This window comes from Rubripirellula reticaptiva (assembly GCF_007860175.1).
In the GTDB taxonomy this organism is placed as follows: domain Bacteria; phylum Planctomycetota; class Planctomycetia; order Pirellulales; family Pirellulaceae; genus Rubripirellula; species Rubripirellula reticaptiva.
On record NZ_SJPX01000004.1, the window covers coordinates 447,621 to 463,861 of the forward strand.

At 55.2% G+C, this 16,241-nt stretch carries 11 protein-coding genes; 8 read left to right on the forward strand and 3 right to left on the reverse strand.

Going from position 1 to position 16,241, the window contains the following annotated elements:
- Positions 1 to 116 precede the first annotated feature (116 nt).
- Entirely contained in the window at positions 117 to 3,809 is a 3,693-nt protein-coding gene (locus Poly59_RS18725) for a preprotein translocase subunit SecA (protein ID WP_146535643.1), read from the reverse strand.
- A gap of 556 nt (positions 3,810 to 4,365) precedes the next feature.
- On the opposite strand from Poly59_RS18725, the gene Poly59_RS18730 reads away from it, so the two are divergent.
- Positions 4,366 to 7,299, forward strand: a complete 2,934-nt coding sequence (locus Poly59_RS18730) for a CHAT domain-containing protein (protein ID WP_186776377.1) — start codon at positions 4,366 to 4,368, stop codon at positions 7,297 to 7,299.
- Between the two features lie 12 nt (positions 7,300 to 7,311).
- On the opposite strand, the gene Poly59_RS18735 is transcribed toward Poly59_RS18730, so the two are convergent.
- The gene (locus Poly59_RS18735; RefSeq protein WP_146535645.1) at positions 7,312 to 7,971 is read right to left on the reverse strand and encodes an RNA polymerase sigma factor; all 660 of its coding nucleotides are present in this window, start codon (positions 7,969 to 7,971) and stop codon (positions 7,312 to 7,314) included.
- 123 nt (positions 7,972 to 8,094) lie between these two features.
- On the opposite strand from Poly59_RS18735, the gene Poly59_RS18740 reads away from it, so the two are divergent.
- Positions 8,095 to 9,210, forward strand: a complete 1,116-nt coding sequence (locus Poly59_RS18740; protein ID WP_146535646.1) for a hypothetical protein — start codon at positions 8,095 to 8,097, stop codon at positions 9,208 to 9,210.
- A 16-nt stretch (positions 9,211 to 9,226) separates the two neighbouring features.
- On the opposite strand, the gene Poly59_RS18745 is transcribed toward Poly59_RS18740, so the two are convergent.
- Positions 9,227 to 10,333: a hypothetical protein gene (locus Poly59_RS18745; protein WP_146535647.1), complete on the reverse strand. Its 1,107-nt coding sequence runs from the start codon at positions 10,331 to 10,333 to the stop codon at positions 9,227 to 9,229.
- 146 nt (positions 10,334 to 10,479) lie between these two features.
- Here Poly59_RS18745 and Poly59_RS18750 point away from each other — a divergent pair, with 146 nt between their 5' ends.
- The 6 genes from Poly59_RS18750 to Poly59_RS18775 all read left to right on the forward strand — a co-directional run bounded on the left by Poly59_RS18750 (position 10,480) and on the right by Poly59_RS18775 (position 16,072).
- Entirely contained in the window at positions 10,480 to 10,944 is a 465-nt protein-coding gene (locus tag Poly59_RS18750) for a RidA family protein (protein WP_146535648.1), read from the forward strand.
- Between the two features lie 261 nt (positions 10,945 to 11,205).
- A complete protein-coding gene (locus tag Poly59_RS18755; RefSeq protein ID WP_186776378.1) occupies positions 11,206 to 11,655 on the forward strand; it encodes a TadE family protein in 450 nt (149 codons plus the stop codon).
- Positions 11,656 to 11,662: 7 nt separating this feature from the next.
- Positions 11,663 to 12,109: a TadE/TadG family type IV pilus assembly protein gene (locus Poly59_RS18760; RefSeq protein WP_146535650.1), complete on the forward strand. Its 447-nt coding sequence runs from the start codon at positions 11,663 to 11,665 to the stop codon at positions 12,107 to 12,109.
- Positions 12,110 to 12,198: 89 nt separating this feature from the next.
- Positions 12,199 to 13,479, forward strand: a complete 1,281-nt coding sequence (locus Poly59_RS18765) for a vWA domain-containing protein (protein ID WP_246151758.1) — start codon at positions 12,199 to 12,201, stop codon at positions 13,477 to 13,479.
- Positions 13,480 to 13,521: 42 nt separating this feature from the next.
- Entirely contained in the window at positions 13,522 to 13,989 is a 468-nt protein-coding gene (locus Poly59_RS18770; RefSeq protein WP_146535651.1) for a hypothetical protein, read from the forward strand.
- Between the two features lie 103 nt (positions 13,990 to 14,092).
- Positions 14,093 to 16,072 carry a HEAT repeat domain-containing protein gene (locus Poly59_RS18775; RefSeq protein ID WP_146535652.1) on the forward strand — a complete coding sequence of 660 codons (1,980 nt, stop codon included), beginning with the start codon at positions 14,093 to 14,095 and terminating at the stop codon, positions 16,070 to 16,072.
- Positions 16,073 to 16,241: the final 169 nt, after the last annotated feature.

Genomic DNA, 16,241 nt, shown 5'->3' on the forward strand with positions numbered 1-16,241 from the left:
TGTCCCGCTGGGCCAAGCCTTGGGGATGCCGTCGCGAAAGTCGTCAAGACATTTGGCGATTCAATTACTGGTCGAAACTCGTGACGAGTTTCGCTATACCAGGATTCACTTGTCGCCTACTTTCGCATGTGGCAGGCTTTGTACTTCTTCCCGCTACCGCAAGGGCACGGATCATTTCGGCCGACGCGTGGTCCATCGTTTCGGATCGGGTCGGGACGAACTTCCTCGTTGCTTTGGTTGCTGGATTCCGCAGCGGCTTGTGCCGGCGTCGATTGCGATGCGACAGCCATGGCCGAATCGGCATCATCGTGGTGAGCCTGGCCTTCGACATAGGTGCTGCGAATGAACTCTTCGTTCAAGGATTCCATCCGAAAGATCAAATCGGTGACTCGCTCGCCAATCGATTCCCACATCGTTTCAAACAACCGCATGCCTTCGCGCTTGTACTCGACCTTGGGGTCCATTTGGGCATAGCCCTTCAATCCGACACTGCTGCGCAGATGGTCCATCGTCAACAAGTGGTTTTTCCACGTGTCGTCGACAATGTTGAGCAAGACCTGACGTTCCATGCGACGCATTTCTGGATGGAAACGATCATCGACCGCGCCGTCGAGCGTTAGAGCCAACTCTTCGCGGTTCATTCTCGACAAGTCTTCTTTGGCCGAGTGGTGGTTTAGTTCATCATTTAACCACTGGGTCAGTTGGTCCAGTGAATCGTTGCCGCCACCGGCCACCGCTGCGGTCGTTTTCGGATCTGCTTTGCCGAAGACCGCGTCGAGTTTGGTTTTTGCGAGTGCGTGTTGCTCGTCTGCTGCGCCGTGCGTGTTGCGACTGAACTCGATCAATTGTTCTTTCAGTTCGTCGCGAATCAGTCGCACATTGTCGACGTCCAGCGAAGCACCAAACCGCCGCGAAACCCATTGCACCAATCCTTCGCGATCGAGCGAGACTTGGCCGTCTTGTTTTTCCGTGAACTTTGATAGTCCTGTTAAAACCGGATACTCGGCTTCTTTGTGCAGATAGGCAGCTTCGGCGCGTTCGTACAGCGATGCAGCAATTTTGCGTCGGTCTTCGACGTCGCGGAATTCGTCCGGAGTCGTTTCAATGCCGAACTTATGATGCATCCACGCGCTAAGTGTTCGCAGACCAAAGTCCGTATCCAGCATCATTTGGGCTTCCGACAAATCGATCGTGCTGACTCGCTCGTGAGCGATTTTGGTCAATTCGTCGATCATCTCGTCGCGATCCATGTTCTGCAGCGAGTGCTCTTGGTAGTTGGTGCCCAGACGAGTGTTCGCCCAGGTCGCCATCGCCTTCCAGTTCCATTCGTCTTCCATCGATTCGGGAAGGTTTTCTTCCACGATCTCGGCGACTGTCACTTCGGAGGCTCGCTCGGCCATGTCCTTGGCGTACGAGTCGGCCATTTCGAAATCCATATTCACAAAGTCACGCGGTTCCAGCTGGCAATCCAGTTTCGAACCTGCAAACGATGCGAATGAGTCGACGCCGTAGTTGGGTTCCAAGAACGAGTCGACGTACTTGGTGATTTGGCCCCGAACAAGGTCCAGGATCATCTTGCGTGAACTGTGTCCGTCCAACAAGTTTTGGCGATAGCGGTAAACACGTTTGCGTTGCTCGTCCATGACTTCGTCATAGTCCAGCAAGCTCTTGCGAATTTCGTAGTTGCGTTCTTCGACCTTCTTCTGCGCGGCCGCTATTCGGCGCGTCACCATTTGCGACTCGATCGCTTCGCCTTCCTTCATGCCCAGACGTTCCATCATGCTCTTGACGAAATCACCGGCAAAAATCCGCATCAAGTCGTCTTCAAGCGACAAGAAGAATCGGCTGGAACCGGGGTCGCCTTGGCGACCACAACGACCGCGAAGCTGCAAGTCAATTCGGCGTGATTCGTGACGTTCAGTGCCCAGCACGTACAGGCCGCCGATTTCGCGAACGACTTCGCCTTCTTCGCTCATTTTTTCGCGTTGGTCGATTTCTTCGACCAAGGTGTTCCAGACCTCGTCGGGTACTTCCAAACGAGTCGGGTACTCGTGTTGCAGTTGCGCCCAGGCCATGTTTTCGGGGTTACCGCCAAGGATGATGTCAGTACCGCGACCGGCCATGTTGGTCGCGATCGTGACCGCGTTCAATCGACCCGCTTGGGCAACGATGTCAGCTTCTCGGCCGTGCTGTTTTGCATTCAGGACGTCGTGAACAATCCCACGGCGTTCTAACAGTTCGGACAACCGCTCGCTTTTTTCGATACTGACCGTACCGATCAGAACCGGACGGCCTTTTCGTTCGACTGATGTGACTTTCGACTTTGGAATTTTCTCGGCAAGCTTTTCACCCTTCAGGATGATATTGATTTCGTCGTCCGTTTCGCTCTGGATGATTCCCCAGTGTTCGTCATCTTTGGTATTGATGACGTCCCACTTATGAGCGCGTTCGACTTCATCAGCAAGCGCCTTGAACTTGTCTTTTTCGGTCAGATAGATCAGGTCGGGGTGTTCGATCCGTTTCATGTGACGGTGCGTCGGAATCGCGACGACGTCTAAGTTGTAGATCTTCATGAACTCGGTCGACTCAGTCATCGCCGTGCCCGTCATTCCCGACAACTTCTTGTACATCTTGAAGATGTTTTGCAATGAAGCGGTCGCGAACGTCTGCGTTTCTTGCTTGATCGGCACGCCTTCCTTGGCTTCGACGGCTTGGTGCAGCCCGTCGGACCACTGGCGGCCTTCCATCAAGCGCCCGGTGAACTCGTCAACGATCACAATCTGACGATCTTTGACGACGTAGTTCACGTCCAATCGATACAGGTAATGAGCCTTCAGCGAGTTGTCGATCAGGTGCGGCCATTCCATGTTGCCGGCGGTGTAGAAACTTTCAACACCAGCCAAACGTTCGGCTTCGCGTACGCCTTCGTCGGTCAGCGTGACGTTATGTTGCTTTTCGTCGACCGTGAAGTGAGTTTCTTTGACCAGTTTTCTAGCGACTTTGTCGGCTTCTTGGTAACGACCGAGGTCCAAGTCGGCAGGTCCGCTGATGATCAGTGGCGTCCGAGCTTCGTCGATCAGAATGTTGTCGACTTCGTCAATGATTGCGTAGTTCAGCGGGCCTTGGCACTGCTGCACATCGCTCGGGAAACGCTGGTCACCCTTGGCGGCCGGACGCATGTTGTCACGCAGATAGTCGAAGCCGAACTCGTTGTTGGTTCCGTAGGTGATGTCGCATTGGTATGCGGCTTGCTTTTGCGATGTCGACATGCCCGATTGAATGGCATTGATGGTCAAACCCAGGTTCATGAACAGCGGCGCCATCCATTCCATGTCGCGGCGAGCCAAGTAATCGTTGACCGTGATGACGTGAACGCCTTTGCCTTCGAGCGCGTTCAGGTACGTTGGCAGGGTTGCCACCAACGTCTTACCTTCACCGGTGACCATTTCGGCGATGCCGCCAGAGTGCAACACCATGCCACCGATTAGCTGAACATCGTAGTGACGCATGCCCATGAATCGCTTGCCGCCTTCGCGACAAACGGCGAATGCGTCTTCGAGAATGTCATCGAGTGATTCGCCTTCGCGCAGCCGCCCGCGCAGCACGTCAGTCTGGCGACGCAATTCTTCGTCGCTCAGTGCAGCGTATTTCGGCTCCATCGCCGTAATTCGATCGGCTTTCTCGCGAAAGCGAGCAACCGTCCGCGCGTTCGCGGATCCGAAAACGGCCGTGATTCCGCGTTCAACGGAGCTGAAGAGGCCACCAAAGACGACACCCAGGACGTCCCAAATCTGTTCAAAAAATGACATGGTTTTATGAAATTGTATTTAACCGAAAGCTGTCGGCGGCTGCATTTGCCACACCGCAGATGCTTAATAGAAGTTCGTCCCTGATGGGGGCATTGATTGCAGCCCCCGCGAGCGTTGGCTCGCATGATCTCTCGTAAATCGTTCTGTAAGCTAAAGTTACGGGTTTAGGGGAAATGGGTCAACTGTGATTGTTTTTGGCGTCCCTGGCGACTTAGAATCGCCGCCCGGGCTGCCCTCTGACGCGAGTTTTTGAAGCGGTATGGTGTTTCTTTGCAGGCAACTTCGAATTCGGTTCGCCGCTTTCCATGGGAGTCTCTACGATGGAAAGGAAACCTGTTTTCTCGTAATCTCGGCCAGCTTCGCTATGCAATTCCCGTTTTGCCTACCGCATCATCGCGGTTTTCGAGTGATTGTGCCACCGACCGACAATCTGATGGTGGGGCGGAGTCGGAAAACTTCGCTCGTCGCGTCTTCGTTTGGCCCTCAGGTACCTTTTGATTCGCCGAAACGATGGGTTGATTGGCTGTTCGCTGCATTTTTGACTGCGATTTGTGGAATGGCCTCTTTGACACCGGCGGCGGGCCAAGGCCCGGGTAGCGGGATCGGCATTTTGGGAGGATCCCAGCCTTACGGGCAATATCCGGCCCCAACGTATTACCTGGCGCTGGAGGTCTATCGCAGCGGCGACTTGCCCAACGCGGTCGATGCCTTTGACGCGGCTCTGCGAGATACTCGTCGCAACGTCAATGGACGGATGATCGACGCGATCCCCGCTCTGGCGATGTTGGGTGAGTGTTATTGGCATATGGGAAACGTGCCGCTTGCGCGACAGTACGCCGATCAAGCTTTTCAAATCGCGATTCGTTATGAAGGATGGATAAGTCGGGTCGAATGGGAATCGACCGTTCGCGTTGGCGCCCAGCGATCGAGGCCAACTTGGTTGTGGCCCGAAGCAGCATCAGTCAATGTGATTCCGACGAGTGACCGGATCCTGTTTCGATCGGGCAAGCAACTAACCGAAGCCGACTTGGTCCGGGGCGGTGTGGTCGAGGAACTAAACCTGCGGCCGATGGACGTGATCGAAATCATGCGTGGCATCGCGGTCGCGTCTTACCGTCGCCGCGTCATTCTCGGCCCGCTTTCCGAGGACGATCCGATGGCAAGCGGGTTGGTGGACGCCACGAAGTTCCCGGCCGGATTGAATGTCCCGGTCGCCCGATCGTTGATCGGGGCGATGCGAACGGCTGGCTACTACGCGCGGTACAGCGAAACGAAAGTCGTTGAAGAAGCGAATCGTTCGGCGACTGTTGGTGGTGGTGTGCATCCGCTGACTCCGATCTCGCTGCAGTGTCAGGCATCTACGATGGCTGCGTCGGCCAATCCGGCCGACGTGATCCGCATTGCCGCCAATATCGCCAACTCGGCCGCCGCATTGGATCAGCCCGAATGGGTTGGCGAAGCGATGCAGTTAGCAGCCGGATGCGCCGATTCGAATACGGCGGACGGCGTGGCCAAGATGGCAACGGTCGCAGCGGGCGCGCTGAGCCGCCAATCTCGATTGGGTACGCTGCACTGTTTGATTGCCGCCGCAGATGCGGCCGTCACTTCGGGCAATATTGACGGAGCGTCCGGGTTGCTGGGGCAGGCTCAGGCACTTTCCTCGCGTCGAGATGTCGTTCAACCTCGCTTGGAGGCCTACGGTGCCTACGTGTTGGCACGGATTTCTGCAGCCCGTGGAGGCTCATTCGGATCGGGGAATTCGCCCGACCTTGATCAAGCGTTGGCCAGTATCGAAAGCTTCGTCTTGAATCGCCGCGATCGAAAGCAATCGCTCGTTTCGATGCCGCGAATTTATCAATTGGGATTGTTGGGCCAAGCCGTCGGTACCTCCGTGGGCGCAAGTACGGGATCCAAGTGGCTGGAAACATACTGTGACGAACCGACTCTCGATGTTTGGCGACGCGATCCGGTGGATGCAATTGCGGGTGTCATCGTGGATCGTTCGGCTGCGCACGCTGCAAGAATCAACTTGGCTGTTTCGGCTGGCTATCCCGAAGCCGTGCTGCAAGCATGTGACGCGATGTTGGCGGCGCGGTTTATCGATCGTTTGCCGATTGGTGGACGGATCACCCAGGTCCGTACCATTGCGGGAGGCGACGATCAGTTGCTTGCACCGGAGATCGCTGAGGTCCGCAAGGCAGCCGGTCCGTTGATGGCTGAACTTCGAGCCGGGGCAGCGAACCAAGGTGAGCCGAACTTGGCCGAGATCGAAGTTTTGGAAGCAAAAGCAACGTTGCTGGCGTTGGACCGGGTGTCGCTGCCACAGATGGCAATTCCTCGGCTCGAAGAAAAGATGCCCGTTGCGAAACTGCCCGCGCGTTCGGCACTGTTGACGTTCGCCTTTGTCGGCAATCGCTTGTACGCGACGTTGTCAACCGATGGGAAAGTCGTAGCCTGGGACGTGGCGGGCGCGAATCGGTTGTCCGGCGATATCGGCCGGCTTCTCAATGGCATCGGTGTTGGTAAGGCGAGAGGGAATCGATTGCCCGAAGGCGACCAGTGGCGAACCATTGCGGCGGCGATCGCCGCCAGAATCTTCACCGACGAGTCCTACTTTTCCCCCGATCGGTTTGATGAATTGATCATCGTTCCCGACGGTCCGTTGTGGTACTTGCCGTTCGAATTGTTACCGGCAAGTTTGGCCGCTGCCGATCCCGATGCGCCCGAGGATTTGTCGCTGTTGTCGGACAATCTGTCGATTCGTTACGTACCGACGCCTGGCATGGCGTTGACGGCGTCGGCAAAGCCAGCAACCAGTCGCGTGATTGGAATCACCGCCGATCAGTTCTTTGCGCCGCGTGATCTGGAATTGAACGCGTCGATTTTTGACTCGGTGGTTGAGTCGGCCAACGAATCGATTCGGCTACCCGAAGATTTGAATGTGGCGACTGGATTGTTGTCGGACCGAGTCGGGCATTTGGTTGTTGCTGCGGCGAGGCCGGCAAACTTGAAAGTTCCGCTTGCGATGAACTTGGCGTCTTATGATCAAGATTCGATCTACGGAACCATTCATGGATGGCTGCGTTTTCCAACGTCAGTTCCACGCAGCGTGGTTTTGTTCGGGCTAAGGACGTCCGTTGATGTCGGACAGATGGGAACCGGTGATGAGATCTTTTCGACGCTCTGTGGATTGCATGTATCCGGCGTTCGCAGCGTGTTGTTGTCACGTTGGGCGGTTGGCGGCGAATCGTCGGCGATTTTGCTGCGTGAGTTTTTGCAAGAGTTGCCATTCATGGGAATGAATGAATCGTGGGCGCGAGCAAGGGTGTTGTTGCGAAGCCGAGAGCTGGATCCGGCCGCCGAACCGTTGTTGATGAAATCGGAGCACGATCGCGAAGGCATTACCGGGGACCAGCCACTGTTTTGGAGTGGCTACCTGATCTCGTCTCCACCAATTCCGGCAGCAGAAGTAGAAGTGGGGGCTGAGTGACGTTCAAAGTTGTCATTGGGCAAGTTCAGGGAACACACCTTCGTCAAGTTCCATTCGCTTGACGATCGCGCGCAGGCGGATCTGGAAATCGCTCTTGTAGTTGGCGACCTGTTGCTCGGTCAGACCCGTCGCCTCGGCGACTTCTTTATTTGATGTTCCGATGACGAACAGCATTTCGATCGCTTTCAGTTTCGTCCAGCCATCGCCGTCCTTCCAGCGAGATATCTGTTCGGCGATCGCGTCTCGGACGGCGGCCTCTTCGATCGACTTCCGTTCGACACTGCGAGCGATCGAGCTGGCGACTCGTTCGGAACCCGGCGTTTCCATCATTCGTTCGTCACCGTTGCTAGCACGATGGTGCATCTGGATCGACGGACGACGTCCCTCGCGACGCAAGTGGTCCGTCAGCTTATAGGCACAGATCGAAAACAGGTAACTTTCTAGCGGCCGGTTGCCGTCGTAATTCGGCAGGCTGATCAAAAATCCGACAAAGGCTTCTTGGACAATGTCCTCGCTGCTGGCTCGATTTCGAATGCGGCTTTCGGTGAATGCCAACAATCGTCCCTCAAACCGCTCGATTAGCGTTTGCCAGGCGGCCGCATCGCCCTGGCGGATCTGATCGATCAGGAAAATGTCGGCTTCACTTGGGCCGCTCTTTTGGGATTCAGCCATGTTGAGTTTCTACGATTCACACTAGACGTCGGGTTCCGCTAGGATTTGGCGGCGTTTGTCGATTGATTCTAACAGCGTTTGACTTTTTTTGCCCCGACACTCTCCTGCTCTCAAGTGCAAGCCGTGACCGACCCCGAATCACAACACTCTGAATCAAGACACTCTGAATCAGTTCACCGAGGATACGATCTGGAAACTGGCGTCCTGGCCCGAGTTCGTGACTGGGTCGACATCTTTCCATGGATCAGGTTGGGGCGGGTTTTGCGAGTCGCCGGTGCACCATCGTTGTTGTGCGTTACTGCGGTTGCGATGGCAATTGATGCGTTGGGAGCGTGGTTCCTATTCGGTAGCGAACCCCGACATCTTGGCAGTCTCAGTTCGATTAGCGGCTATTTATTTGCTCCCGTCGTTTTAGTAGCTCAGCATCTGTGGACGATTTCGCCGTCAGCTTTGCTCATGCGGCCATCGTACACGAGTACTTGGGTGGCTGTGCTCAGGCTGGCCTGGTCGCTGTTGGTTTGGATTCCCGTTGCCTTGGTCTTGGTTCGCCAAGGAGCATTGTTGGCTGCCGATCGTCCCATGATGGGATTGTCCGTCGTGGTGAGGCACGCCATTTCGCGTACACCGTCGGCGTGGATCGTCGCCATCGTACCCGGCATTTGCGTGTTGATGATCGGCGCGATCGTGTGGGGAATCGGACTGGTTGCAAGATTCTTTGCGGGGGTCAGCGTTGCTGAATTGGGCATGGGTGGACTGGCCGCGATCATTGCCATTCCGGCCGGCATTTTGGCGTTGGGCGCATTCCCCGCGATCCCAATGGCCTGGGCCGCCGTATCGAACGAACCGCAACCTGATCCGTTGGATTCGCTCAGTCGCGGGTATGAATACTTCTATCGCAGGCCGCTGCGGTGGTTGATGTACGTGGCCGTGTCGATCGTGTTATTGGTTGTGGGCGCCTTGATCGCCAAAGGCGTTGGATCAGCGACCGAAGCGATCGTAAGCGTGTCGATGAACATGGCGGGCAGCCCGCCTCAATCGATTGGCATGGCCACGATGCTGTGCCGTCAGTTGCCGGTGGTCGTGTCGATGACGTTGTTTTGGGCGTTGGTCGGTGGGATCTATTTGCTGGTCCGGACGGACGCAGGCGGTCAAGAAGTCGAAGACCTCTGGATACCCTCGCCTGCGGATCCGCCCAGCATGCCAGAACTCAGCATGCCAGAACTCAGCACAAAACCATGATCGCCCTCGTCAAGAACTAAGGCAGATCCATCACGACCAATTGCAGCACTTCGTCTGCCTTGCCGATGATGACGACGGCTTGTTGGTCGGACAGCTTGTCGAGCTGGGTTGTGCCCTCGTAGGCAACGATCGTTTCAAACGATTGGCCAGCCGTTCCGCCGCCAGAAACTTTTTCGGTCAGCCCGGGCGCATTTTGGATGTCGTCGGTGCTGATCTTCATCACGCCTCGAGCCGTATTGGTCATCAACAAGCTGGACTTGCCATCTTTTTCGTAAGTGATCAAGTCGATGGGGCTGTTCCAGTTGCCAAGTTCGGCGACGGTGGTGCCGCGAACCGTCTCTTTGCCGCTGAGGCTATCGACTGAAAATCGAACCAGCGGCGTGCAGGTGAATCCGGCTAGCAATGTTGCTTCGCCATCAATCGTCATGGGCACAAACGTACGAATCGTCGGCTCTTCCACTCGGCCGTGCGCGGCATGGTAGATCTGGACGTTGGTGACGATACTGTTGTCCGAGAACGGGAACGAAAACTCCATCACGTTGGACGGTGACGCATCGGCTGAAACGCCTGACACGATGACTTTGCCATCAAAAAATGCGATGTCCGTGATCGATTCAAGACGCAAGTTCTTTTGACGACGACCTTGGCCGGTCATCTTATCGGCGGGTGGATTGGGAAGCTGCTTCGCGGCGTGGTTGATTTTGTCAAGATTGATGACCTGCAGCGAACCGTCGGCCAGTACTTTGAGCAGATGAAAACGTCCCTTGCCTTCTGCGGACACGATGATCGTTTGCGAGGATGGGTCGACGGCCAAGTCGCCAATCGTGATGTCGTCAGCGGCTGATCGAACAAGGTCGCCGATCGCTTTCCGCAGGTTAGGAATCCTAAGGGTCGAATCGGCCGGTTTTTGGTTGCCGGTTTCGCTTTCCTTAGCTTCGATCGCGATGGCATAAACCGTCGCTGCTTTTGGGTCGCCAACCAACAGCACACCATCATCGGTGAATGTCATTGGGCCGAGTGACTGCAGGTCAACGGTTCCCGGTTTTAAGGATTCGGCGTTGGCGGGTGTCCAAGTCGTCGTGACAGAAAACGCGACGATGGCGGAAAAGAGGTAACGCAACATGTCTGGCTCGCGAAAGAGGGTGGTGGGGGTGCGACCGAATATCGGTGCCACATTTGATCGTATCGTTTTCAAACCCCGCCGGGTGCTTTACGTTTTGCAAATTGACTATTTTCCTCGCCCGAGTATTTCGCCCCGAGAATGATGCTATGAGCAACGAAGCCCGACTGAGCGAACTGAACATCGTATTGCCACCGTCACCAAAGCCCATTGGTCTGTACAAACCACTCGTGATTGCTGGCAATTTGGCCTATCTGTCCGGACACGGACCGCTGAAACCTGACAAAAAGTTGATCACCGGTCGGCTGGGATTGGACATGGACGTCGAAGCTGGTTACGACGCGGCACGGATGACCGGGATGGCGATCTTGGCGACCTTGCAAACACATCTCGGCAGCCTCGACCGAGTCAAGCGACTGGTCAAGTTGCTCGGTCTTGTCCGATGCAGCGATAGTTTTGACCAGCAACCTGCAGTCATCAACGGATGTAGCGAATTGTTTCGCGACGTGTTCGGTGAAGAAAACGGTGTTGCCGCCCGCAGCGCCATGGGCACCAACGCGTTGCCGGCCGGCATGGCAGTAGAAATCGAAGCGATTTTCGAAATCGAAGTCTGATCGATAGCATTTGCCATTAGTGACTGACCATTGGGAAATTGCTGACGGAACATTACTCAATCACAAAACCGGGCAGCACGCATCTGCCTGGTGTCGTCGGATCGCGACGGTTGTATCGATTAGCAAGGCAATCGTAGCCGTGTAGGCACGGCAATGAGTGTAGGGCAAGCGAATCTTGGAAAGATTTTTCGCTTGGGGAAGGTTTATGACCTAGGGTTCCATTACATCAGGAACTTTCCTCCTCATACAGCCTTTCGATCAATGTTGTTTTCACTCACTCCTACACGTCGTCGCCGTCGTTGTGACGCTCGCCGAAGTGGCATTGCGACGATCGAATTCGCAATCGTGTTGCCGGTGTTGCTCACATTGACGATCGGTACCATCGACGTTTGTTCGGTGATGTTCTTGAAAGAGTCGGCAGTGCTTGCTGCTTACGAGGGCGCTCGTCAAGGCGTTGGCCGTGGGCGAACAAATGCCGATGTGACCACACGTGTCCAAGAGTTTTTGGACGAACGAAATGTTCAGTACGACGCCGGCGTTTGCACGTTCAGTTCGCCTGGTTTCGAGTCGGCCGCAACGCTTGAAAACGTCACCGTCACCGTGAATGTGCCAACGGCGGGGAACCTGTTGATTCCCACCGATCGATTCGCGGATCTGATTGTGTCAGCGAGTTGCACGATGCGCAAAGAGTACGAAAACCTTAACAACTAATTGAAACATGCCTCATCCCCTTCACCCCAAACGACGTGCGCGAAGCCATCGCCGGCGAGGTCTATCTCGGCTAGGGGTGTCGTCGGTTGAGTTTGCGATCATCGCCAACATTTTGTTGCTTATCATTTTGACGTGTATGGAATTTGCACGCATGAACATGGTTCGCAACCTCAGCCAAGATGCGGCGTACTATGCGGCTCGTGTTGCGATTGTTCCCGGCGCAACATCGGAAGAAGCCGTCAACGAAGCGAGTCGCATCATGGGATCGCTCTTGAACAATGGCTATGAAGTTAACGTTTCGTCAATCGGTACTGATTCAACATCGGTGACGGTGACGGTAACGGTGGATATGGGTGAAGTTGCATTGTTCGCACCGTTCTTTTTGCCAACGTCAGACCTTTCGTCGACTGTGCGAATGCGAACCGAACGCTATGACGGTTTTTACGAACAGTAGCCATCACTGTCTTCGGACTCTCGATCTGCTTCGAATACTGAATGAATCCAAACACCTTGTCTTGCTCTCTTTTGCCTGGAATCCTGATCATGAATGGCAGCCGCACTCCAATCAATCTTTGTCGCCCGAATCTGTCTTGCGGTCGTGCTCGCCGGGGCGCGGTAATGGGACTGCTTGCCGTACTATTGCCGGTGCTAGCGATCTTGGCGGCGTTTTGCATTAACACGGCGCAGATGCAATTGACTCGTACTGAGTTGATGGTGGCAACGGATGCAGCGGCACGCGCCGGCGGTCGCGCGTTTAGCGAGACTCAAACGGTGTCTGCAGCGAAAACGGCAGCTGCAACAACTGCCGCAATGAACTTGGTAAATGGCGAGCCACTCCAGCTTCGTACCAATGACTCTGCGAATGAAATTGAGTTTGGCGAAACGACTCAGCCTAACGGTGTAAATGGTCGCTACGTGTTTGTGAAAATTCCAACATCGCAGGTTGCAAGCGGCCAAAAGATCGCCAGCGCGCTTCGAGTCATGGGGCGGCGTGACGGAGGCGGGCTGTCAGGCAGTGTGCCGTTGGTCATTCCCGGCGTTTTGAATGCGAGCGTTTTTGAAACAGTGCAAGACGCTGTTGCCATGCAGGTTGACCGTGACATTTCGGTTGTATTGGATCGATCGGGGTCGATGGAAACCGTCGAGTTCGATTGGCCTTACAACAAATCACCTTGGTCGACGGCAGCAAAAGACGCAGGTGTCAGTGCAGGTAAGCTGACGAAGTACTACGGAAACTATTACTACGCTAACGGGGTCGACTCGACGACCTACCAACAATGGGCATGGGAAGATTACTACGGATTAGGCCCTGCACCGATGTCACCTTGGCAAGAATTGGTGATCGCAGTTGACGCGTTCCTAGACGTTCTCGATACGACCAGTCAAGAAGAGCAAGTGTCCGTTGCCAGTTATTCAAGCTCGGCTTCGCTTGACTGTTGGTTGGAAAAGGATTTTCAAACGGTTCGTAATGTTGTTAATGGTTTGAACACCGGCGGCAGTACTGCGATTGGCAAGGGAATGCAGTCGGGGATCCAAGCATTGCTTGCCAGCGATGCTCGGCCATATGCATCGAAGACGATGGTTGTGATGACCGATGGGATTCACAACTCGGGAATTGACCCCGAAACTGTCGCATCAGAATTAATGGGATCGTACAACTTGACTATCCATACGGTCACGTTTGGCGACGGTGCAGATCAGGACAAAATGGAAGACGTCGCCCAGATCGGTGGTGGCAAACACTACCACGCAGCGTCGGGTGCTGAGTTGGTTGCGATCTTTGAAGAGATCGCGAACAACCTGCCGACGATCATTACTGAATAAATATTGACAACATCGAGTTTGAAAAAGACTCAAGGCGTTTTAATGACAACGAATCGACGAACAAAGACAGACACAAAGACGAAGCGAAAGACTGAATCAAAGTCACTACGGTTCTGTAAAGGGCTTTCGATTGCTTTGTCGGCTGCCGTTTTGGTCTGGACATTTTGGTCAGTGCTTGGATCGCCGCAGGTTACACCGGTTGTCGAGAAGCGATTGCCTGTGGACCCGGTTACTCAGGTGACTTATCAACAGTCCGATGCACAGTACATTTTCGATTCTGCGGTACAAACGGACCGTGAATTTATGACCCAATTGACAGTGAAGCGTCAGGCGCAGGCCAGCGTCGTCAAGCCGGGAATCGAGCATTCGCGTCAAGTGTGGTCCGCGAAGAAAAAGCGGGTTCAGCATCAAATCGATTCGTTGGCGAAGGAACCCGAGGGATCTTTGGCGAGGAAATATCACGACGAACTCGTGGCCGCGCAACAAGCGGAGGACGACGGCCCAATTTAGTTGCCGTTGTCCGTGAATCTGACATTCGGTTCGCCGGCCGGGCAGCATCAACTATCATGGCGGCATCGTTTCTTTCGTACTGTCTTTTTTCGAATGCGCCCGAATGTCGATCCCCTCCTCCGACCGCTGCTTATTGGTACCTCACGCCACCCGTTTCCTTCACGGTCGTCGTTGGCTTTTGTCGCTGCGTTTTGCCGCGGTTTTCGGGGTTTCTATGGTCGCAGCGGGGCCGTGGACGCCGAATAGCGGGGCTCAAGAGAGTGACACGGTCAACGATGCTGCCGATTTAATCGGTCGTCAGCTATTGGAACAATCCGGTCGCGGTAACGCTGGATTCGCGGATTCGGTTGCCAGTTTGGCCAGAACGGGACGATGGGCTGGGGTCGATCAATTGCTTGTGACGTTGGCAGACAAGAAATTATCAGCGGCCGACGCGGCGGCAATGGCTGCCAGAATTGGTTCGGATGTTTTCTTCCGCATCAAGCAAAGCGACCAAGTCAGTGACGCAGCGAAGGCGAACTTGGACAAGATTGGCGAAGCCCTTTCGGCTCAAATGGCATCACCCGATCGGATCATCAAGGCGATTGAATTGCTCGACCGTCCGTCGGCGGATCAGCGTCTGCCAGCGGTCCGCACGATCCTGGCGGGTGGTAACGTGGCGATTGCTCAATTGGTTGCGGCTGCGGTTGCCGATCGATCGGCCAGTTCGCATGAACAGATTTTGAGTGTTTTGAATCGCTTTGGGACAGGCGGTCCCGATGCGCTTCGTCAATTAGCACTCTATGGATCGCCGATCGTTCGGCAGCGTTCGATCGAGGCTTTGGCAACGATCGACGCGACTGCTTTTGTTTCCGACTTTGTGACCTCGCTGCATGCACAAGACTCTAGCGAGTCCGAGCGATCGGCTGCGGCGCTCGCGTTGACACCAATAGCACCGTCGATGCCAAGTCTGCGTGACTCCATTGAACTGTTGTCGGACGACCTTGATGACAAAGTCGAGTTGGCTTCGTCGATTGATAACGATGACCAAACGCGAACCATTTGGATGGTGAATGCCGACCGAAATGGCGTAACCGATCAGACGACTCAAGCGATGTTGGCCGCTTACCGCGACGCGGCCGATGCAGCCCTTCGCTTGCGCCGCCTAGGTGTGGATTCAATCGACATCGATGCGGCGACGTTGGCCGCAAGTCTTGCGTACCGAGTAGTGATCGATCCGGATTGGGGTGATCCGAAACAGATTCAACAGGTGCGTACTTTATGGGCGCCGGCGATTCGAGAAAACACGTTGATGCGAGCAATCGAGTTCACGACGTCGTCAAATTTGGCTGGCTCATCGGCGGGCACGTTAACGTCGACGACCAACACGCCGGCACTGATCGGATTGATTCGACTGTTTGCCGATACGACCAGTTCGATCGACGCGGATGCGGCCTTGCGTTCACACGGCAGCAAACCGACTCGTTTGGTCGAGCTTGCGTGGTCACCGGTTCCGCGCGTGCGTTACGAAGCAGCTGAACTCGTTTCGACCATCGCAAACAGCAGCGCTTATCCAGGCAGCAGTCGTGTCAAACAGACGCTGGCCGAGATGGCTCGCTTGAGCGATCAGCCCAAGGCGATTGTGGTGGAAACTCGTTCCGCGGTTTCAAACCGTTTCGAACAACTGATTGCCGAAATGGGGTGGGATTCAGCCGTGGTGGGAAGCGTGTCTGCTCTTGAACGCGAAGTCAGTCAAGGCGGCGACGTGAGGATGATCTTGTCGAAAATTCAATTGTCCGACTTGGCACCGGTCGAGATGGTTGACGTTGTGCGTCGATCTTCGCGCGGCGGCGAAATTCCAATTCTGTTTTATGATGATGACGGCGTCGCCGGGGATGCCGACGGGATTGGGGTCTCGTTGGATCAATCTCGCTGGACGGCACCGATCATGTTGGTGGATCCGCCGGTTTCGACCAGTGGATTTGACGCCATGATCAGTCAGGTTGAGAGTCGTCGGCGGTTGCCGGCGATGTCGGTGCTGGATCGGCAGCGGTATCGTCGCAGCGCCAAGGAACTTATGGCTAGTGGCGATTCCCACCGCTGATAACGGGCGATCGATCGGGCAGTCGCCGGACTATTGGGGGGGCCCTGCTGCGTTGCCTACCAAAAAGAATGGGTTGGCGTTACGCTCTTGTCTCTCGGGAGGCCGGACCCGCAAAGCGAGTGATCGTTTTGGGGACCCGAGAGGTACGGATACGCGATAATTCTGAGTT